The 20,819-nt window shown below is 59.1% G+C and carries 12 protein-coding genes and 1 pseudogene; 3 read left to right on the forward strand and 10 right to left on the reverse strand.

Annotated features, from left to right (window positions below):
• Positions 1 to 233: 233 nt before the first annotated feature.
• The 3 genes from K0H48_RS28585 to K0H48_RS28595 form a co-directional block, all read right to left on the reverse strand.
• The gene (locus K0H48_RS28585) at positions 234 to 2,729 is read right to left on the reverse strand and encodes a TonB-dependent siderophore receptor (protein WP_219337629.1); all 2,496 of its coding nucleotides are present in this window, start codon (positions 2,727 to 2,729) and stop codon (positions 234 to 236) included.
• Positions 2,730 to 2,822: 93 nt separating this feature from the next.
• Positions 2,823 to 3,797, reverse strand: coding sequence for a FecR domain-containing protein (locus K0H48_RS28590; RefSeq protein WP_219337630.1), 975 nt, complete (start codon positions 3,795 to 3,797; stop codon positions 2,823 to 2,825).
• 5 nt (positions 3,798 to 3,802) lie between these two features.
• Positions 3,803 to 4,318, reverse strand: a complete 516-nt coding sequence (locus tag K0H48_RS28595; protein ID WP_219337631.1) for a sigma-70 family RNA polymerase sigma factor — start codon at positions 4,316 to 4,318, stop codon at positions 3,803 to 3,805.
• 277 nt (positions 4,319 to 4,595) lie between these two features.
• Here K0H48_RS28595 and K0H48_RS28600 point away from each other — a divergent pair, with 277 nt between their 5' ends.
• The gene (locus K0H48_RS28600) at positions 4,596 to 6,476 is read left to right on the forward strand and encodes a methyl-accepting chemotaxis protein (protein ID WP_138813115.1); all 1,881 of its coding nucleotides are present in this window, start codon (positions 4,596 to 4,598) and stop codon (positions 6,474 to 6,476) included.
• Between the two features lie 38 nt (positions 6,477 to 6,514).
• Here the strand turns inward: K0H48_RS28600 and K0H48_RS28605 are convergent, their stop codons facing one another.
• The 5 genes from K0H48_RS28605 to K0H48_RS28625 all read right to left on the reverse strand — a co-directional run bounded on the left by K0H48_RS28605 (position 6,515) and on the right by K0H48_RS28625 (position 13,153).
• Positions 6,515 to 6,973 (reverse strand): SRPBCC family protein, encoded by a 459-nt coding sequence (locus K0H48_RS28605; protein WP_219337632.1) that lies wholly within the window; start codon positions 6,971 to 6,973, stop codon positions 6,515 to 6,517.
• An 18-nt stretch (positions 6,974 to 6,991) separates the two neighbouring features.
• Positions 6,992 to 10,366 (reverse strand): amino acid adenylation domain-containing protein, encoded by a 3,375-nt coding sequence (locus tag K0H48_RS28610; protein ID WP_219337633.1) that lies wholly within the window; start codon positions 10,364 to 10,366, stop codon positions 6,992 to 6,994.
• Positions 10,354 to 11,310: a diiron oxygenase gene (locus tag K0H48_RS28615; RefSeq protein WP_219337634.1), complete on the reverse strand. Its 957-nt coding sequence runs from the start codon at positions 11,308 to 11,310 to the stop codon at positions 10,354 to 10,356. Before K0H48_RS28615 ends, K0H48_RS28610 begins: the two co-directional genes overlap by 13 nt.
• Positions 11,307 to 12,065, reverse strand: a complete 759-nt coding sequence (locus tag K0H48_RS28620; protein ID WP_219337635.1) for a DUF3050 domain-containing protein — start codon at positions 12,063 to 12,065, stop codon at positions 11,307 to 11,309. The genes K0H48_RS28615 and K0H48_RS28620 overlap by 4 nt, the downstream gene beginning before the upstream one ends.
• A 377-nt stretch (positions 12,066 to 12,442) precedes the next feature.
• A complete protein-coding gene (locus K0H48_RS28625; protein ID WP_219337636.1) occupies positions 12,443 to 13,153 on the reverse strand; it encodes a GntR family transcriptional regulator in 711 nt (236 codons plus the stop codon).
• 249 nt (positions 13,154 to 13,402) lie between these two features.
• Between K0H48_RS28625 and lapG the strand changes: the two genes are divergently transcribed.
• On the forward strand, positions 13,403 to 14,095 hold the full coding sequence (gene lapG / locus K0H48_RS28630) for a cysteine protease LapG (RefSeq protein WP_219337637.1): 693 nt from the start codon (positions 13,403 to 13,405) through the stop codon (positions 14,093 to 14,095).
• Positions 14,096 to 14,109: 14 nt separating this feature from the next.
• Positions 14,110 to 16,056: a cyclic di-GMP receptor LapD gene (gene lapD, locus K0H48_RS28635; protein ID WP_138813108.1), complete on the forward strand. Its 1,947-nt coding sequence runs from the start codon at positions 14,110 to 14,112 to the stop codon at positions 16,054 to 16,056.
• Positions 16,057 to 16,196: 140 nt separating this feature from the next.
• Here the strand turns inward: lapD and K0H48_RS28640 are convergent, their stop codons facing one another.
• On the reverse strand, positions 16,197 to 16,535 hold the full coding sequence (locus K0H48_RS28640; protein WP_219337638.1) for a tryptophan synthase subunit beta: 339 nt from the start codon (positions 16,533 to 16,535) through the stop codon (positions 16,197 to 16,199).
• Between the two features lie 152 nt (positions 16,536 to 16,687).
• Positions 16,688 to 20,819: pseudogene (locus tag K0H48_RS28645) on the reverse strand (LapA family giant adhesin); the annotation flags it as partial.

The raw sequence follows: 20,819 nt of genomic DNA on the forward strand, positions 1-20,819 counted from the left end.
ATCGCCGATGGTAGTGTGGGGTTTCCCCATGTGAGAGTAGGTCATCGTCAAGATTAAATTCCGAAACCCCTGTCTGCTAACGCAGACAGGGGTTTTGTCGTTTAGGGGGATGATATTTCCCCGGCTGCAGACCGCTCACGTGGGCGTCTGGGCCGGACAAAGGCAGCCTGACGACACCCACAAAAAAGCCGACCCCTGAAATCAGGCGCCGGCTTGTTAGAAGCTATAACGGATCAGAACTGATAGCTGACCGTAGCACTGACATTACGCTCTTCACCCAGGTAGCAGAAGTTCAAGCTGGCACACGAAGCCACATAGCTCTCATTGGTCAGGTTGTTGGCATTGAGCCTTACATCCACACCCTTCAAGCCCACCTTGCCCAGGTCGTACCCTACTGAAGCGTCAAACAACGTATAGGCGGGCACTTTCATGGTGTTCTCGGCGTCTGCCCAGCTGTACCCCACGTATCGCACGCCCGCGCCAAGTCGCAAGCCGTCCAGGGCTGCGCTATTGAATTTATAGTCCGCCCATACTGACGCCATATGCCGAGGCGCCTGGGTCGGCGAGTTGCCTTTGTTTTCGATCAGATTGTCGGCGGAGCTTAAAGTACTCACCATGGACTTGGAGTACTTGATGTCGGTGAAGGTATAGCTGCCTAAAAGCTTCAGGTTATCGGTCAGTTGCACATGGGCTTCCAGCTCCAGCCCCTGGGAACGGGCAGCGCCTACAGCACGATAGAAGTTTTCCTGCGGCAACTTGGTGGCCAGGTTCTCCTGGTCGATGCGAAACCACGATGCGGTAAACAGGTTGTCGGTTCCTGGCGGCTGATATTTCAAACCCGCCTCCCACTGTGTCCCGTTAGTCGGTGCCAGCGGGTTGCCCGCACTGTCGGAATAGGAGTTCGGGTTGAAAGACTCCGAGTAGCTGACATACGGCGCCAGGCCGTTATCAAACAGGTACAACGCCCCCGCCCGACCCGTCAGCTTGGTACGTTTGTCGCTGATCTGCGTACCCAGCGGTCGGCCCGCTTCAGCGATGCGGTTTTCATCCGACGTCTCTACCCAGTCCTGGCGCAGTCCCAGTGAGAATCGCCATTTATCCATCTCAACCAGGTCTTGCAGATAAACGCCCGTCTGCTCCAGTCGTCGCAGATAACTGGTCAGGTTGGCATTGCTGATCGCCGAATTGCCATAGACCGGGCTAAACGCGTTGATCGGTTGCAGTGAACCGCTGGTCCAGTCCACCACTGTTTTACGCCGCTGATAATCCACGCCCATCAGCACCGTATGTTTGGTTGCTCCGGTAAAAAATTCCGCCTGCAGCATATTGTCGATAATGAACGCATGCAGCTTTTCATCACCGCCGGAGTAATAGCGGTTCAGCTCATTGCTGGTTGGTGTAGTCCAGCCATAGGCATACACCTGGTCCAGCTTCACCTTGGAGTCGAGATAGCGGAAGTTTTGTCGCGCAGTAAACACATCGTTGAAGCGATGTTCGAACTGATAGCCAAACGACTGCTGGTCACGCTTGTACCCATCTACCCCCGGCTCGCCTTCAAAAAAGTGGTTGGAGATACGCTGGCCATTGCGCTGGTGCAGTGCGCCGTCCGCCGGCATACCACCGTGATAACCACCCTCAGGGTCGTGCTGTAAATACGCTTGCAGTGTCAGTGAAGTGTCTTCGGTAAAGTCGATGCTCACTGTCGGCGCCAGTGCGTAGCGTTTTTCTTTGGCATGGTCGAATTGTGTGTCGGACTTATCCGCCAGCCCGGTCAGCCGATAGGCAACGCGCTTGTCATCGTCCACCGGCCCGCTGAAATCAAAACCCATCCCGCGTTGCCCGTTGCTGCCGACTGTCGCTTGCACTTGATGGTAGGGCTCGTACAGCGGCTTCTTACTGGTCAGTGCAACCAGACCTCCAGGCGAGCTGCGCCCGTACAGCACAGAAGACGGCCCCTTAAGAATGTCCACGCGTTCAAGAAAGTACGGGTCCACCTGCATGGTGCTGTAAGTACCGCTGTCCCCCATGGACTTCAAGCCATCCAGGTAGATGTTGTCGACCGAGCCATCGTTGAAGCCGCGCATCGCCACATAATCATAGCGATGGGTTGCGCCATAGGGGTTGGTCAGCACGCCAGGGGTGTAACGCATGGCTTGTGCCACGGTCTGAGAGCCCTGGTCGTCCATCTGTTCGCGCGTCACCACGGAGACGGTTTGCGAGGTTTCCAGCAGTGCGGCACTGGTCTTCGTTGCGATCTGGCTGTGCGTCGCGTTGTAGCCGTCCATGCTGCCCAGCGCATTACCCAGGGCGAAGCCTTTGATGTCGGTGGTGGGCAACGTCAGCGTGCTGTTATGCGGCAGCGACTGCAAGACGAAGCTGGTACCGTCCTGTGACGCAGCCTGCAACCCCGAGCCATCGAGCAAATGATTCAGGCCCTGCTCCGCGGAGTACTCACCGCGCAGCCCTGGCGACTCCAGGCCCTGAGTCTGCGCTGGGGTGCTGGCAAGCGTAATGCCCGCCTGGCGGGCGAACTGATTGAGCGCGTCGCTCAGCGGGCCGGCAGGGATGTCGTAGCGCTGATGAATGCGCTCGCTGGCCGCTTGCGCAGCCATGCCAACCAACGGGACCGCGCCCATGCCCACTGCCGTCGACAGTAACGCTACGCGTATGGCCTTGGCCAAAAGCGGGTAGGAGGAGTCTGGTGAGTCGTTGAGAAAACGCACAGTCATGATCAAGGTCCGTAGAGGCCGGTAAGGCAGATAAAGAGGCTCACTGTCTAAGCCGGACTCACGGAAAAAAGCCGCCAAAAAAAACTGAAAAAGTCAGGCCAGGTGTTCCAAGCTCACCCACCAACGTGTGCGATAGCGCACTTGAACGGGCAGTGTTTGCGCAACGATCGCCAGCAACTTGTCGGTGTCTTCCAAGCGGAAAACCCCTGACAGCCGCAAGTCGTCGATCTCTGCGGCACAACCCAGATAACCCGGGCGGTAGCGCCCCACTTCCGATACAAAGTCGGCCAGGCGCATGTCTCGCGTCACAATCAGCCCATCGGCCCAGGCGCCCATGTCCATGGTCAGCGGCGCAGACAACACGGCGTGCGCCTGGCTGATCAGATAGGTTTCCCCTGTGTGCACTTGAGTCGCCAGGCCATCGGCCGTATGCGGTGATTGGATGGCCACATTGCCGTTGACCACGCCCAAGCGTGTGCACTCGCTGTCTTGGCGCACGGTAAAACGCCCATCGACGCCTTCGAGCAAGCCGTGGCGAGTGTGTACCAGCAAAGGCGCCGAAGAGGGCGAGCCGCAGGTCACCAGGATTTCTCCGCGTACCAACGTAATCAGGCGCTGCTGCGCATTGAAGGTGAGGTTCACCGCACTGTCGGTGTTGAGTTGCAGGCGTGTGCCGTCCGGTAATTGCACGCTGCGCCGCTCGCCGGTGGCGGTCGCGAAATCGGACGTCCACCGCTGCCAGCCGGTCATGTCCCGGCTTATCCACGCCGCCGAGCCCACCAACACAACACCAGACAACACCTTCAGTGCCTGTCGTCGGCCCAAGCCTTGTGCGACGTTTTCCAGTGCCACATGCGCCTCTGGAATCGCCGCCATCTGGCTGTTCAATTCCCGTTGTAACGCCTGTACTCGTTGCCAAGCCAATTCATGGTCATCGTGAGCTTCACGCCAATGCTCACATTGCGCATGCAAGCGCACATTCGCACGGTTGTTACGCAGGCGCAGCGCCCAACTGATCGCCTGTTTGACCACTTGCGGGTCTGGCCCGGAGCGCGCGGTGTTATCCATTGGCGTCAGGTTTCATAGCGCAGGACATAACAATGATACAGCCCTTCAGCGATATACCGCTCCACCGAGCGCAGCGACACGCCCATCTGCTGTGCGATCTGCTGGTGAGTCAGGCCATCGCATTGAGCCAGTAAAAACGCTTTACGCACCTTGGGCTTTAATCCGTCCAACAGCCGGGCGACTTCCTCTAGAAGCTCCAACACCAACGCACGCGCTTCGGCGCTGAGTGCCAGCGCTTGCGGCAAGTGGGCGATGGACTCCAGGTAGGCCCGTTGGATTTCTTCGCGGCGCCAATGATCGATCACCAGGCCCCGGGCAATGGTGCGCAAAAAAGCACGCGGCGTCTTGAGCTCAAAGCGTTCGGTTTTTTGCAGCAGGCGCAAGAACGTATCCTGTGCGAGGTCCGCAGCATCGGCGGCATTGCCCAAGCGGCTGCGCAGCCAGGTGTTGAGCCAGTTGTGGTGGGTGCTGTAAAGCGTGTGTACAACACTTTCGCACGCAATGTAGTCAGTAGAGGGCATTCACACAGGCTTGGCCAAGCGTCACAAATGATAATTAGTCGCATTGTCTGGGAGGCAGAAAATTTTTGCAACTCCGAACGCTGTGCCTCTACCACTGGTCGGTTTCCTACTCAAAATCAGGATGCTTCTCACAAATCTCTAAGATTTCTTCTGGAGTGGCCGAAAGCCTGACGAGCCATGCGTGCACCGAAATAGAGCGGTCGGAGAGTCCGCCTATCGTTACATGGAATGTTCCACTCGGCACGCTCACCCCCCTTTGGCAAAAGAAGTCGATGAAATGAATCTCAAGTTCAGTCATAAAATTCTACTGGCCGCGTCAGGCGTCGTGGTTCTGGCCTTCGCGCTATTTACCCTCTACAACGATTACCTGCAGCGCAGCACCATCACGCAAAACCTTGAGTCGTCTATCCAGCAGTCAGGCGAGCTCACGGCCAGCAGCGTGCAGAATTGGCTCAGTGGCCGCATCCTGGTCCTCGAAAGCCTGGCGCAAAACGTTGCTCACCAAGGCAGCGGTGCCGACCTGCCGGGGCTGGTCGACCAACCCGCGTTCACCTCGAACTTCCAGTTCACCTATGTCGGCCAAACCAACGGCGTATTTACGCAGCGCCCTGACGCCAAGATGCCCGACGATTACGACCCTCGTCAGCGCCCTTGGTACAAGCAAGCAGTAGCCGCCGATAAAACCATGCTGACGCCGCCTTATATGGCGGCCGTTGGCGGGCAAATCGTGACCATTGCCCTGCCGGTCAAAAAGAACGGCGAACTGCTCGGTGTAGTGGGCGGTGACTTGAGTCTGCAAACCCTGGTGAAAATCATCAACTCGGTGGATTTCGGCGGTATTGGCCATGCGTTCCTGGTGAGCGCCGATGGCCAGGTCATCGTCAGTCCTGACCAGGACCAGGTGATGAAAAACCTCAAGGACATCTACCCTGGCACCAGCCTGCGTATCGAGAAGGTCAGCCAGGACGTTGTGCTCAACGGCCAGGACCGTATTCTGTCATTTACCCCTATCAGCGGTTTGCCGGGCGCGGATTGGTACATCGGCCTGTCGATTGACAAAGACAAAGCCTACGCACCACTGAGTAAATTCCGTACATCGGCACTGATCGCCATGTTGATCGCCGTAGTGGCCATCGCCGTACTGCTCAGCCTGCTGATTCAAGTGCTGTTGCGCCCGCTGACCACCATGGGCGTGGCCATGCAGGACATCGCCCAGGGCGAAGGCGATTTGACCCGCCGCCTGGACGTGACCAGCAAAGATGAGTTCGGCGAAGTGGGCAGTGCATTCAACCAGTTCGTCGAGCGCATCCACGCCTCGATTTCCGAAGTGTCTTCGGCAACGCGTCAGGTACACGACCTGTCCCAGCGCGTCATGGCGTCCTCCAACGCTTCGATCATCGGCTCGGACGAGCAAAGCGCACGCACCAACAGTGTGGCAGCCGCCATCAACGAACTGGGCGCCGCCACCCAGGAAATCGCCCGCAACGCGGCAGATGCCTCCCAGCACGCCAGCGGCGCCAGTGAGCAAGCGGATGACGGGCGCAAGGTGGTGGAGCAAACCATCCTGGCCATGTCGGAACTCTCGCAAAAGATCAGCTTGTCCTGCACGCAGATCGAAACCCTGAACGCCAGCACCGATAACATCGGGCACATCCTTGATGTAATCAAAGGCATCTCCCAGCAAACCAACTTGCTGGCGCTCAACGCGGCGATCGAGGCTGCGCGTGCCGGTGAAGCCGGGCGCGGGTTTGCCGTGGTGGCGGACGAAGTGCGCAACCTGGCGCACCGAACCCAGGAATCGGCCGAAGAGATCCACAAGATGATCACTTCGCTGCAAGTGGGTTCGCGTGAGGCCGTGACCACCATGAACGCCAGCCAGGTCTCCAGCGAAGAAAGCGTTGAAGTGGCCAACCAGGCGGGTGAGCGCCTGGTCAGCGTGACGCAGCGCATCGTCGAGATCGATGGCATGAACCAATCGGTTGCGGCGGCTACCGAAGAGCAGACCGCCGTGGTTGAAACCCTCAACGTTGATATCAACCAGATCAACTTGTTGAACCAACAAGGTGTCGTCAACCTCAACGAAACGCTCAAGGACTGCGATGCGCTGTCGCAGCAGGCCAGTCGATTGAAGCAACTGGTCGACAGCTTCAAGATCTGACCCGGCTTGGCAGGAGCGAGGCCTCTCGCTCCTGCTGATCAGTCGAACATCCGGCGAACATTCTCTAGGGCACTGTCGGCGAAAGCCTGCGCAAACTGCTCAAACTCCGCCTGCGGTGTATCGACCGGCTCGCCAATCAGCGTCCAGGTCGCCCTGGCGTGTTTGGCGTCGAGTGCTTCCACACACATGGCGGCCCATAGCCGCGCGACACCCAAGGTGTTGTAGAGGGTGGTCCACGTCATGCACATCGCTTGCTCGTCACGGCTGTTGAGTTGCTCAACGACGTGGTGCCCATCATGGAAAAATTTGCTGCGTAATGCGCCTACGCCGGTTCCCGTCATTTCGATGTGCGACAGGGCAGGAATGAAGGCATCAAAGCCTGCAAAATTTCCCACCACACTCCACAGGCGAGCGGCATCGCACGCGACGTCAACAGACGCTACCAGCGGTGCGCCATTGGGGTTACGGATCAATGTATCGGGTTGCAGCAGTTTCATAAGGGGTCCTGAAGCAGGTCAGAGAAAGCCAATGGCCTTGAGGTGGTCGCAGCCTTTGCGCAACAGCGCAGGGTCTTTGCGCGGGTACTGTTCGCCCATCGCTGCCACACCCTGGCGCGCGTTGTCGTGACAAATCATCGAGACGTCGCTGATGTCTTCCGCCAGGTCATCCAGGTAAAAGCCCAGCACGCCAAACAGGGCGTTATCAGGCCCCACCGTTGGCAGCCTCTTTTGCCACTGCGCGACGCTCACCCGATCGAAAAGATGGCCGGCCTGGCTGAATGCATCCAGGTAATGGTCCCAGCTCAAGGGCTGCGGGTTATGCAGGTTGAAGACGTTTCGCCGCGCCGCGAATTGGCCGCAGTGAAACGCGACGAAACGTGCGAGAAAGTCTACCGGCATCAAGTCAAAATTCACTTCCAGGCTGGGCGCCAGGCCCAACTGCAGCGACCCCTTGAGCATCAGCATCAGGCGGTTGTTTTGCGGCTGGCACACACCGTTTTGGCTGTTGAACGCAATATTCCCCGGCCGATGAATATTCACCCAGGCGCCTTGCTCGACCGCACGCCCTAACAGCCGCTCGGCGACCCACTTGGAAAGGTTGTAGCCATTCTTGAGGTAGAGCGGCAACGTGGCCACGGCCGGTGTTTCGAGGATGTGACCCTGGGCGTCGACGCTGCTGCAGGCTGACAGCGTCGAGATGAAGTTGAAGACTTTCTTGCTGTGGGTTTCACACAGGCGCAAGCACTCAAGCACGGGTTCGACGTTATCCCTGGCGAGTGAGGCATAGTCCAGCACATGGTTGACCCTGGCGGCGTTGTGCACCAACACACCATGGTTACGGGCGAGGTGGTCATAGACATCACAGGCCAGGCCCAGACGAGGCAGGCTGATGTCGGCGGCATAAACCTGCACACGGCTCAGGTCCAGATGCTCCAAGTGGTACTCGCGCAGTGCCTGTGCAAACCGTGCTGGCGCCGAGTGCCCTGGGCGTTCACGCACCAGGCATGCCACCTCCCGTGCTCCCTGCGCCAACAACGCTTCGACCAGGTGCACACCCACAAAACTGTTTGCACCCGTGACGATCACCTTGCGCGGATCGCCAGCGAACGTCTCTGGCAGGATGCTTACATTCAGCGTCTGGGATGCGTCCTTTTCCATCTGGCATGACGGTGTGTAAGACGGTGCAGCGTCTTCCATCAGCAAGGCGAGCGAACGAATCGTCGGTGCTTCAAAAAAACGGTTCAAGGAAAGGCTGCAACCGAACTGTTCGCGCAAACGCAACAGCAAGGTCGACAGCAAGATGGAATGGCCGCCCAGATTGAAAAAACTCTCATCAATGCAAAGTTCAACGCCAGGCACGTCCAACAACTCGCTCCACAGCGTCACCAGGTGCGTTTGCAGCGGCGTTTGCGCCGAGGCGCGAGCGATGCGCGGCGTTGTGTGCCCGGGCGCCGTCAGCAACGCCTGGCGGTCAATTTTGCCATTGCCGGTGCAGGGCATTTCCGGTAGCTCTGTCCAACGCTCGGGTTGCATGTAAGCCGGCAACCACCGCTGTGCATGCTGCTTCAGATCCGCCACCGTCGCGTCGGCCTCGGGCTGGGCGGCAAACCCCAAAATCCGTCGGTTTTGGTCGATCACCACCGCCACTTGGCGAAACAGCCGACTGCTGCGCAGGCACTGTTCGATCTCCTGGGGTTCGACGCGAAAGCCCCTGATTTTCACTTGATCGTCCCGTCGTCCGCCCAGCTCGATACCGTCCGCCGTCCATTTTGCCCGGTCACCGCTGCGGTAGGCCCGCAGCGCTTGGCCGCCGGGCAACGTAAGTTCAACGAACGGGTTGCCCTCGGGCGGCGGCGCGGTCACATACCCCAGCCCTACACCGGGCCCCGTGATGTACAGATCGCCCATTACTTGCTCATGTACCGGTTGCAGCGCGTCATCGAGGATCAGCACCTGGCTGTTGGCGATGGGGCGCCCCACATTCCGATTGCTGTCACCGGGGCACAACGTCCGGTGGCTGACCAGCACTGTGGTCTCGGTAGGGCCGTAGAGGTTGTGCAACTGGCACTGGCCTGCCAGTCGTTCGATCACATACGGCTCGCAGGCATCGCCGCCGGTCATCAGATGGGTCAGGCCCAACGGCTGATCCAACGGCAGGATGCTCAGCAGCGCCGGCGGCAAAAAACCATGGCTGATGCGCTGTTGGCGAATCAACTCGACCAGTTGCTGAGGGTCGCGCCGCTGCTCTTCGCTGGGGACGATCAGCTCGGCGCCGGCGATCAGGGCCGGGAAGATATCGATCAGTGATGAGTCAAAACTCAGTGGCGAAAACTGCAGGACACGACTGTGTTCATCCAGCTCCAGGCTGGCGCCGGCCCAGCCGGTGAAATGCGCAAGATTGCCTTGGCTGAGTAATACACCCTTTGGCTGGCCGGTGGTGCCCGAGGTAAACAACACCATGCACGGTGCGTCGATGTTGGGGCGACGTTGCATCAATGGCTGCGTGATGTCTGCGTGGCTCGAGTCAATATTGCCGACATTCAGTGTTGTGAACTGCTCGCGCAAAGGGTGTCGGCCGTCATCCAGCAATACCTTGGCGCCGCTGTGTTCCAGCATGGCCTGTTGGCGTTGCGGCGGATGATCCGGGGCCAGTGGCAGATACACCGCGCCGCAACCGAGTACGGCGAGAATGCTGGCGTACAACTCGAAGGACTTTTCCAGACACACGCCAACCACCGGCGTTTCAATACTTCCCAGTAGGGGATGCAGGCGTTGTTGGATCGACAGGGCGCGATGCTGCAATTGGCGGTAACTCAGCACGTTGCCCGCGATGTTCAGCGCCGGGCGCTCGGCAAAGGCGTGCAGACTGGCCTGCAACCGTTCGATCATCGGCACCTGGGCGGCCTGCAACAATGCTGGCTGGTCAGTGCGATTGAACCGATGCACAAACGCCAGGGCGTCCAGCCCGTGCAAGCTGTGTTCAGGCCAGGTGTTGGTGATGCTGCTGGCAGCAAAGTAGCCTGCGTCCCTTGAGAAGCCGCTGACCAGCGCGGCGGCCCACTCCACCAGAGACTTGGTCGCGTGTCGGCGCAGGCGTTGGCCGTTGCCGCTGGGTTCATGGGCTATGTCGTGTACCGCCAGCACGCGTTGGTCATGGTCGTAGCCGCGCACCTGCAGGGAGGGCAGCCCACCTTCGCACAGCGGGCCGATACCCAGTCGCAGGCTTAACCACTGGCTTGCTACACAGTGGGTGAGCGGCGCTTGGGTGCCATCCTCGATGAACAGGTCGAAGGGTTGCGTGGCGCTGACGTGCCCGTAGGCTTCGAGCACTTGCTTCAGCGCAATCAGGGCGTGGCTGGTGCCGGCCCATCCGATATTCAGACGCTGCATGTCTGCCTCCACGGCTCGGGCAGGTAGTCGCTCAACGCGTGGGCGACGCTGGGCGTATGCAGCACGCCGCTGTGATTCAGGAGCCCCATGATGTTGCCGAGCAGCGGGTGCTGGCGGGTGATGGGGAAGTGCAGCGCCATGACTTCGTCGCGTAGTGCCTGGCGGATGTCGGTGCCTACGTCCAAGTGCTCGACAAGCTGCAGGTCGAAGCCTTTGTGCAGCGTGTTGGTCAGGTAATGGGTCAAGAAGGTCGGCAGGACTGCGGCGATGCTGTCTCGGTCTGCCGGGCTAGCCGCCTGCCAGTAAAGACGCACCAGCTGCGTCCAGAACTGGGCGTGACGACCCTCGTCAAACAAGTGATCGGCCATCAAGCCGCGAATGGAAGGTTTGACGCTGTCGTCCTTGGCAAACGCCGCTACGTCGTGGGTGACGGTGTTCTCGGCGATGGCCACGCCAATCAACGTCACAGCGTCGTGCAGGTGTTGCGGTGCCAGCGCCCGGGCAGCCGGCAAGGCCCGGCTCAGTTCGATTTGCGTGGGCAACTCGAGCGGTTCTATGCCCGTGAGTTCAATGGTCTGCTGCAGGAAGTCCAACGCAACCAGCGCGTGGTAATCCTCATCGACCACGACCGTCATCGCGTCAATGCGACAGGCAAGGGGGAAGGGCAGTGCGAAACGATTCTTGGCAATGCTGCGGGCGGTCGTGTCGACGATCTCGGTTTCAAAGATCACCACGTCATTGATGAATTTGTAGAAGCTTTGCGTCAACACGAAGTCGCGCCACTGCGGGCAGTGCTCAACAAACGTTGCACTGAGCACCAAAGGTTGGCGGCAGACCGGAAAGATCAAGCGATCGTCATTTTCCAGCAAGCGCCGGGGGCGTGTGCGGATGGTGGCGCGGCGTTCCCAATCTTCGGCAAACGAGCGGTAGTCTGCGGTGTTCATGGTTGCACCTCATGGAGCGAGGCGTGTACGTCGTCCCAGAAACCGAGGCGGTTTTCTATGGCGCGCAGGGCGGCTTCATCCGCCTCGTGTTGGCGCTTGGGGTCGGCACCGATCAAGCGCTGGAGTAACTGCTCTGCGCCTGGGCCATGATCCTGGGTATCCAGTTCGATGTGACGGCTGAGGTAGTGACAGAACAACGGTGCCTGACGCGCCATTAAGGCGTCGCCCTGCAGAATACGTTCGAACATCGATGGGATGACGCTCTCGCGGCCGTGCAGGAACGTTGCTGCCACACAGTGGGCTGGCGCGTTCAGCGCGGTCTGCAAGGTGCTGCTGACAAAGCGCGCCACGCCAGGGCGTACATTGACCCTTTGCATCGCAGTATCTGCCTGGACGCCTTGGCGCTGCAGTTCAATGAAGTGTTGGATGGCTGAGGTGTCTGCGCCTGTCTCGGTCATCGCCTCCAGATACAGCTCGAAGTGGCTGCAGTGGCCACGTGTTGGATGTTCGTCTGACTCTTCGCCAAGCACGATTTCATTGATCAGGCGTGCGCTTTGCGGGTCACCGGGCGGCAGCCAGGGTAATTGCATGCACGTCAGATCCCGCTGCAGGCGTTTAGCCAGACTCATGAAATCCCAAACAGCAAATACATGCTGCTCCATAAAAGCTTGTAACTTCTTAAGTGAGGTTATTTCTGTAAATAACGGATGACTGCATAGCTGTAGTTTTTTTTGTTCAAGCAAATGTTGATGCATGGTTGACGCCTATAAGTTGTTGCGATTGCTCTGGAAACAGTGAGGGGGTTTTGTAATGAAAAGCAGAGGGCCGGCGTTTAGCCAAGCCACGCGTACAGCGCTAACCTGACACAGGTTTGCACTGCCGAGTGAAGTGTTCTTTTATGGGTGGAAGATAATAATCTGATTAAACGTTTGAATAAACTGATGAAAGTATTAAATGTTTTTTCGAGACGGAACTTGTTGTGATCAAGTAGTGTGAAAGTGTGTGAGAAGTTTCTTTGATAAGCGTGGGTTTACTTGAGTGTTAATCTCGGCCTGGCGCATAAACGTGGGGTACTTCCTGAGAGGAAAGATACCCCAGAGTGTTCAAGTGGCAAGAAAAGGCGGGTAAACCCTTACTGTGCAGTTTTTTTTGCGGTGCCTTCAAGGCTATCGAGGTAGGTATTGATCACTTCCATACCGCGCATCAGGTGATTGCGCAGTGTCAGGATGCTTTCGTCGACTTTCTTGTGCACCACCAGGCTCAGCAATTCACGGTGATCTTCCTGGGACGTCTCGCCCAGGCCCATTGCCTCGAGGTTGAAGCGCAGAAAGCGTTCCTCCTCATTCAAGCCGTGTTCAACCAGTTTGAGCAACCGCTGGTTGGGCGCCTTGCCATACAACGCCATGTGGAACAGGCGGTTGAGCCGGCCAATCTCGGCGTAGTCACGCTCTTGCTCCAACGTATTGATGCAGGCTTCAGCCTCAGCAATGTCTGCTTCGGTGAGCAACGGAATCGACAGGCGCAGCGCTTCGGACTCCAGCAATATGCGCAGGGCATAGGTCTCGGCCGAATTATCCTCGATCAACGGCGCAACCACGGCGCCTTTGTGGGTTACCACGTGAAGCAAGGACTGGGCTTCCAGCTGGCGCAAGGCTTCGCGCACGGGCATGCGGCTGACGCCGAACAGGCTGGCCAATTCTTGCTGGCGCATCGCGGTACCACAGGGCAACCTGCCGTCGAGAATGGCATTGCGCAACGTTTCTTCAATAACGGCGCGTGCAAGATGGGCGGGAATAGGCCCGCTGATTTTGATGCTGCTTAAGGGGTTCGGCTTCTGCGTCACGGTTACGCTATCCTCCTATCTTGAATGGAGTGTGTTTAATTGGATCCAAAGCACACTAGAGATGGGTCGCGCGCTTGTCAAACAGCCAAAGTTTCAGTTTGTAAGGGCTTACAGGCGATACTTTGTGCGTCCCACAAGCGGTGTTTATAAACTCGAGCCGCTTATGAATGATTGCACTGTGCCATTGTTTTTTGTTGGTTGAAGCTTCACCATCCCTGAAATTCCGTCTCTCTTCACGGACTGAACGCCTTGGCGGTAAGTTTTATTCCCTCTCGAATTGTCGGCTGGCTACTTTCAGCGGCTTTGCTCGCTGGCCTGATGCCCGGCGGGCTGCATGCCGATTGGGATTTCTCGCAGATCAGCCGCAAAGCCACGGCTCTGTACGGGCCGCTCGGCGAGGGCCAACAGCGCATCGACGCCTGGCAGCGCCTGTTGGCGACTGAAAAGAAGGTCGACGAACAGGAGCAACTCAAGGTCGTCAACCTGTTCTTCAACAAGCAGATGAGCTACGTAGAAGACATCGACCTCTGGCACGTGGTCGACTATTGGGAAACCCCCATCGAAGCGCTTTGGAAAGGTGCGGGAGATTGCGAGGACTACGCAATCGCCAAGTATTTCAGCCTGCGTCACCTGGGCGTCTCCAGCGACAAATTGCGCATTACTTACGTTAAGGCTTTGCGTCAGAATCGCGCGCACATGGTGCTGACGTATTATCCGACCCCCGATGCCATCCCGCTGGTGCTCGACAGCCTGATGGAAGAGATCCTGCCGGCTACCCGCCGTACCGACCTGGTGCCGGTGTACTCATTCAACGCCGAGGGCCTGTACCTGCCTGGCGCCACGGGCAACAAGAAAGTCGGTGATACCAAACGCTTGTCGCGTTGGCAGGATGTGTTGAAAAAAATGCGTGCGGAAGGCTTCCCGGCCGAGCCTGCCAACTAGGAGTAACTGATCGGATGTCACTGTTCAAACAACTATTGATCGCTATCTGTCTGTTCCTGGTGGTCGCCTTCAGCGGCAGCTTCATGGTCAGCCTGGAAAGCTCGCGCACCCAATACGTCAACCAGTTGCGCTCCCATGCACAAGACGCGGCGACGGCGCTGGCGTTGTCGCTGACGCCCAATATCGACGACCCGGCGATGGTGGAGTTGCTGGTCAGCTCGATTTTCGACAGCGGCTATTACGCCAGCATCCGCGTGGTGGATTTGGCCACCGACAAAACCATCGTCGAGCGCAGCGGCATCCCGGACAACAACGGCGTGCCCAACTGGTTCGTCAAGCTGATCGGCCTGGAGCCGGCTGGCGGCGATGCGCTGGTCAACCGTGGTTGGGAGCAGGCGGCGCGTGTAGAGGTTGTCAGCCACCCGATGTTCGCCCTGGCCAAGCTCTGGCAAAGCGCACTGGGCAGCCTGGGCTGGTTGCTGCTGTGCGGTGCGGTGAGTGCGGTGCTGGGCGCGCTGCTGCTGCGTCGGCAGTTGAAGCCGCTGGACTACATGGTCAAGCAGTCCCACGCCATCGCCCGCCGCGAGTTCCTCAGCCTGCCTGATCTGCCACGCACGCCGGAACTGCGGCGCGTCGTGCAGGCCATGAACCAGATGGTGGAGAAGCTCAAGGCGCTGTTCCAGGAGCAGGCCGAGCGCAGTGAAAAATTGCGCATCGAGTCCTACCAGGACAACCTCACCGGCCTCGCCAACCGGCGTTATTTCGAGATGCAACTCAACGCCCGCGTGAGTAACCCGGAAGACACCAACTCCGGTTACCTGTTGCTATTGCGGGTCAAGGACCTGGCCGGCCTTAACCAGCGCCTGGGTGGCCAGCGCACGGACCAGTTGCTGCAAGCGGTGGGCGAACAGTTGTTGCGCCAGTGCGAGCCTTACCCGGAAACCCACAACCTCGTCACCCGTATCCGTGGTGGTGAGTTCGCGGTGCTGGCGCCCGGGCTGGTGCGTGAAGAAGCGCTGCAATTGGCGCAGAACCTGGAAAGCACCCTGCTCAGCTTGCAAGCAACCAGTGCCAGTGACGTCACGCCGGTGGCCTACATTGGCCTTGCGCCATTTAACCACGGTGATTCGCCCCAGGCATTGCTGACGCTGGCTGACCAGGCTCTGGCCCAGGCCGAAGGGCAGGGCGACAGCAGTTGGGTGTGCCTTGACCACAGCGCCGCCGCCAGTGTCGGTGACGATCACCATGCCTGGCATACGCTGTTGGACCAGGCCCTTACCAACCAGCGTTTTGAGCTGTACTTCCAGCCGGTCGTCGCCAGCCAGGACCCACAGCTGGTGCTGCACTACAAAGTGCTGTCGCGTTTGCAGGATGACGACGGCCACACCATCCCGGCCGGACGTTTCCTGCCGTGGCTTGAGCGTTTCGGCTGGACTGCACGCCTGGACCGATTGATGCTCGAGCAGGTGCTCAAGCAGATGGCCAGTCATACGCACAGCCTGGCGCTGAACCTCTCGGCCGCCACCTTGCAGGACGCCCAGGCGCTGAACCGGATTGTCGAGTTGCTGCGCCAGCACAGCAACCTCGGCCCGCGCCTCACCCTGGAAATCGGCGAAGAACAATTGCCCGAACAGGCTCTGCTGGAGCAATTGACCCAGCGCCTGCGCGAGTTGGGCTTCTCCCTCAGCCTGCAGCGTTTTGGTGGGCGCTTCAGCATGATCGGCAACCTGGCGCGCCTGGGCCTGGCGTACCTGAAGATCGACGGCAGCTACATCCGCGCCATCGACCAGGAAAGCGACAAACGCCTGTTTATCGAAGCAATCCAGCGCGCGGCCCACAGCATTGACTTGCCGTTGATTGCCGAGCGCGTGGAGACCGAAGGTGAATTGAAGGTGATTCGCGAGATGGGGATTTTCGGCGTGCAGGGCCAGTTGTTTGGTGAGCCTGCGCCCTGGAAGTGATGCAAATCCAATGTGGGAGCGGGCTTGTGTGGGAGCTGGCTTGCCTGCGATAGCATCACTTCGGTTTGCCTGATACACCGAAGTGTCTGCATCGCAGGCAAGCCAGCTCCCACATTTCGATCCGGTTCTACTTCAAGAAATCAGATCAAGCCCGTTTCTTCATCATTGATCAGGTGGCTCAACCCACCCAGCGCTTCCCGTGCGTGGTTACGGTCCATCAGCTTGGCCTGGGCCGCTGGCGGCAGGTCGGTCACGCTGATCACGCCCTTGCGGGTCAGTACCTGGATCAAGTCGTCCAGTACCCGGATCATCTCCAAGTCACTTTGCTTGAGCTGCGCCAGGCTGGTTTCTACCACTTCGTTGGCGTACCAGGCCTGGATCTCATGGTGATCGGCCGGCAGGGTTTCGGTCGACTCGGCAAAGGCGGCGGCCTCCACGCGACTCAGCGCTCCCTGTGCATCACGTTGCACGTAAAACATAAGAATCCCTCGAAAATGAGCCACACGCGTTCACCCGCATAGGTCAATGCTGTGTTTATGGTCGCGAGTATGCGATGCAACCGGCCGCCAGGGCCAGCGACGTATCGCCCAAGCCAATCGGCCGCCCTTGCGGACGGCCGATAAATCACAGCTTAGGCGGTGTGGTCGATCTTGATGGTCGGGTCGGCGCCTGTGATCAGCGAGTTGATGCTGGTGTGCGACCAATCGTTGCCTTCCAGCTTGATCGTCACATCGGCATTGGCCAGGCCGCCAGCGGCGTTGAGCTTGCCTTCACTGCTGATTTGCAGGGTCGACACGCCCTCTACCGTGGTGATCTTGAGGTAGTTGTCGATGGTGCTGTCCGTCTCACCTTTCAACAGATCCTTGAGATCGATCCGGTCACCTTCCGAGGCCTTGAAGTCCTTGATCACGTCATTACCGAAGTCGCCCGCCTTCCAGACGAAGGTGTCGGCACCCGAACCGCCGATCAGGATGTCATTGCCCGGCCCACCGATCAGCGTGTCGTTACCGGTGCCGCCCAGCAGGATGTCATTGCCTTTGCCGCCGTCCAGCAGGTCGTTGCCGCCCTGGCCGAACAGGATGTCATCACCTGCGCCGCCCAACAGCGTGTCGTTGCCGTCCTTGGCGCCGGAGACGTCGAAGTCCGCGTAGTGCTCGGTGACGTACTGGTGCACGTTCGAGGTGGTCACCGCCGAGACGGCCACGCCGGTTTTCTGTGCCACAAAGGCCTGCAGTGCGTTGTAGCCCTCACCGGTAATCCCGCTGAAGCTCACCAGGTCGCCGAAGAGGATGTCGTTGCCGTCGCCACCACTGATGGTGTCGGCGCCTGGCAGCGTGGCCTCGGTGTGACCGAGGATGGCGTTGGCCAGGTCCTTCGGATCGATGTTGCTTTGCGGCTTGCCATCGGTGTCGTAAGGCTTGAGGTCGTTGAGGCTGACGTCGCCATTGATGCCGATCGCTTCCACTTGCGACAACCCGCCCAGCAGCGCAAAGGCGCTTTTGGCATTGCTCAGCGTCGCCGAGTTGGTGCTGTTGCCCGTGCCGTCCAGGTTGGACAACTCAAAGGTACCGTCACCTTGGGCATGTACGGTGCCCAGGTCGGTGACGACCCAGCGCCAGCCATTGTAGATTTGCAGTTGAGCGGCACCCGAATTGTCGATGGACAAGTAGTGCGTATTGTCGATGTAGGTGGAGAACGTCGTGCCAGGCGTGTAGTTGGCAGTCGTGACCACGTTGTCGAACTTGACGTTGCCGTACAGCGTCGGGTTGGTCTGCTCGCCGCTCTGGTAGTACGTTGGCTGGCCGTCGGTAATGAAGTAAGTCAGGTTGGTGGCACCGGTGTTGCTGGTGGCCAGGCCGCTCTGGAAGAAGTTGGCCGTGGTTTTGAACACGTCTTCGTAGTTGGTGCCGCCACCGGATTTCATCGAATCCAGCACCGCACTGAGCAAGGTCAGCGCGTTTGGATCGTTGAGGTTGATCGCAACCGACTTGTTCACCTGGGTATCGAAGTCCGCCACAAAGATGTTCACGGTGCCGGAGGTGTTGGCGCCAAGGCTGTCTTTGAGCGACTTGAATACTGACGTCAGCGAAGCCTTCGCCGCGTTGATCGAGTCGACGCTCATACTGCCGGAACTGTCGACCATGAACGCGATGTTGTAGTTCTTGCCCTGCACCACGTTCAGGCCGCCGATATCGGCCACGACGATGTCATTGCCGTCGGTGCCGACAATGTTGTCGCTGCCCGAAGTACCCGTCACCGAGCTGTAGGTCGCCGGGTACACGGTGACTGGCAATTGCGCCGTGGTAGACGCCGAACCGCCGATGCTTTCGGTGGAGGTCGACGTCACAGTCAGGTTGAACTGGCCGCTGTAATAGGTCGGTGGCTTGATGGTCAGGGTGTTCAAATCCCAGCCGGTCACGTTGACTTCGCCCACGCTTTTGGTCGCCGTGAACGTGTGCCCGGCCGCGTCGGTGAGGACCGAGCCTGCCGGCACGCCGCTGATCTTCACGCTCAGGGTTTCCGAGCCGTCGGTGTCGGTCAGTGCGGTGGTGACCTTGGACAGTTTAACGCTGCCGTTTTCCTGGCCTTCGTTGAGCTTGTAGCCCACGTAGTAACCGTCACCGTTGCTGCCATGCAGGTCGGAGACGGTCACGCCGGCATTGGTCAAATCAGTGAGGCCGGTGTACAGCGGCACGGTGCTGGTGCTCAAGTTCTGTATCGCGCCGCCGTTGATCGACAGATTGACGTCAAAGCTGCCAGGCCCCGCTTGGTTGGCTTGGTAGATCTCGAGGCTGTAGTAACCGCTGACCGTTGGCGTAAACGAGCCGCTGAACTTGCCGCTGTTGGTCGCCCATACCCCGCTGGCAATGTCTTTGCCGCCAACGTTGACCACCACGCTGTCATCGGCGACGCCGCTGAAGGTGTAGCTCTTGCCAGCTTCCATGTACATCAGGCCGGAGATCTTGGAGCCGGAGCCGGCGTTGACATTGTCGACTGACTCGACATTGGTGACGACACTGGTGTTGTTCGGCGTACCGGCGCCGTCGATGGCTTTTTTCAGTACGTCGGGTGCCGCGCCGTTCCCGTTGGTGCCGAGGCCGGCGATGCTGTTCCAGCCCTGTTTGATCAGACCGGTCGAGGCGACATTGTTATCGGCCACGTTCAGCGTAGGGGCATCGGCCACCGGTGTGATATCGACCTTCACCGTGGCGCTGTTGCCCAGGTCTTTGCCGTCGGTAGGCTGGAACTTGAACTGCGCATAATCAGCCTGCTTGTTACCAACACCCGTGCCGCCATAACCGTCGGCGCCGGATTCGTTGGCGTTAGGCATAAAGCGCAACTGACCGCCGTCGATCTGGGCTTTGGTGAAGGTCTGGTTGGCAGTCACGTTGGTCCAGGTAGTGCCATCGGCTGCCAGGTATTGCAGCTTGCCGGCTACCGGCAGGTCGGTGATTTTCACGCCCAGGCTGGCTTGTGGCGAGTCCACATCGGTCACGCCGAAGTTGGCCCAGGTGAGTGCCAGCGGCGTGTCTTCGGTGCCGGTCACGGCGCTGCCGGTGGCGACCGGCGGATCGTTGACCGCCACCACGTTAACGGTGGTGGTGGCGACGTTGGAATAGTTGCCGCCATCGGTCACGGTCACGGTGATGGTCCGCGGCGTGGTGCTTGGGTCGTGGCTGTTGTTGGTGAACGTGATGTTCTGGATACGCTGCATGTAATCAGCCAGCGTCGCGCTGCCCGACAACGTCAGGGTGATGGTGCCCGTCTGGTTATTGGTGCTGACGATGATGCCATTCACGCTGTTGCCCAGGTTCAGTGCATCACCGGCCTGTGCGTTGGTCAAGGTCACCGTCGCGCCAGTCAGCATCGTGCTGTCCGGGTCGGTGATCTTGATATCGGTGTCGGCAATCGACACACCCGGCCCAGCGGTGCCTTCGGTGAAGGTGGTTCTGTAGTCGGCACCGGTCGCGCCGCTGGAGTTGTTGGCATCCAGGTCGATGACCGGCGGCGCATCGTTGTCGATGATATTGGTGCTGACAGTGCCCTTGTCGATTACCAGATTTTCGAAATTGCCACCGGTGGTTTTGTCGATGGTGATGACAATCTGTTCGGTCGGCTCGGTGATCTTGTCGTCGATCGTGGCGATGTTGAACGGCACGCTGCTGGAGCCGGCCGGAATTTTCACGGTGTACACGCCGTTGAAGTCCGAACCATCGGTGGCGGTGCCGCTGTACTTGAGCGTCACGGTCACATCGGTTTGCGCCGGGTTGCTCAGCGTCAGCGTGTAATGCGCCGTGCCGCCTTCAGTCACCGAGGCGTCGCCGGTGATGCTGATGGTGGTGTTGTTGACCACATCCGTCACTTTGGTGGTCACGGTGCTGCCGTCGACGATCAGGTGTTCGTACTTGTCGCCGCCGCTGACCACGCCGGTGATTTTGTTGTTCACATCGTTGGCGCCGACATACGCGTCGTTAGGCGCCACAGCCGTGGTGGTGCCGCTGGACTTGCCGTTACCGATAGTGATGGTCGAGCCGTTATCCAGCTTTACCACCAGATCGGAACCGACGTTGTTCACAGCCGCGCCGTTCTTGTCGACCAGCGATGCGGTATAGGTAATCTGGCCGCCTTCGGCGACGGACCCCGTGGCTTTGAGCGCCACGGTCACATCATCGATGGTGTCGTTGATCGTGGTGGTCGCGCCGCCCGGCGTGATGGTCACGCCTTCGAAATTACCGCCGGTGGTGCCGGTGATCTTGACGGTC

Source organism: Pseudomonas sp. Xaverov 259 (assembly GCF_019352915.1).
Classification (GTDB): Bacteria; Pseudomonadota; Gammaproteobacteria; order Pseudomonadales; family Pseudomonadaceae; genus Aquipseudomonas.

What these genes read in the sequence shown, in the direction of transcription:
- K0H48_RS28595 (WP_219337631.1), bottom strand. Translation starts at nt 4,318, where the DNA reads ATGCCCTCTACTGACTACATTGCGTGCGAAAGTGTTGTACACACGCTT.
- K0H48_RS28600 (WP_138813115.1), top strand. Translation starts at nt 4,596, where the DNA reads ATGAATCTCAAGTTCAGTCATAAAATTCTACTGGCCGCGTCAGGCGTC.
- K0H48_RS28590 (WP_219337630.1), bottom strand. Translation starts at nt 3,797, where the DNA reads ATGGATAACACCGCGCGCTCCGGGCCAGACCCGCAAGTGGTCAAACAG.
- K0H48_RS28620 (WP_219337635.1), bottom strand. Translation starts at nt 12,065, where the DNA reads ATGCATCAACATTTGCTTGAACAAAAAAAACTACAGCTATGCAGTCAT.
- K0H48_RS28585 (WP_219337629.1), bottom strand. Translation starts at nt 2,729, where the DNA reads ATGACTGTGCGTTTTCTCAACGACTCACCAGACTCCTCCTACCCGCTT.
- K0H48_RS28610 (WP_219337633.1), bottom strand. Translation starts at nt 10,366, where the DNA reads ATGCAGCGTCTGAATATCGGATGGGCCGGCACCAGCCACGCCCTGATT.
- K0H48_RS28615 (WP_219337634.1), bottom strand. Translation starts at nt 11,310, where the DNA reads ATGAACACCGCAGACTACCGCTCGTTTGCCGAAGATTGGGAACGCCGC.
- K0H48_RS28605 (WP_219337632.1), bottom strand. Translation starts at nt 6,973, where the DNA reads ATGAAACTGCTGCAACCCGATACATTGATCCGTAACCCCAATGGCGCA.
- K0H48_RS28640 (WP_219337638.1), bottom strand. Translation starts at nt 16,535, where the DNA reads ATGTTTTACGTGCAACGTGATGCACAGGGAGCGCTGAGTCGCGTGGAG.
- lapD (WP_138813108.1), top strand. Translation starts at nt 14,110, where the DNA reads ATGTCACTGTTCAAACAACTATTGATCGCTATCTGTCTGTTCCTGGTG.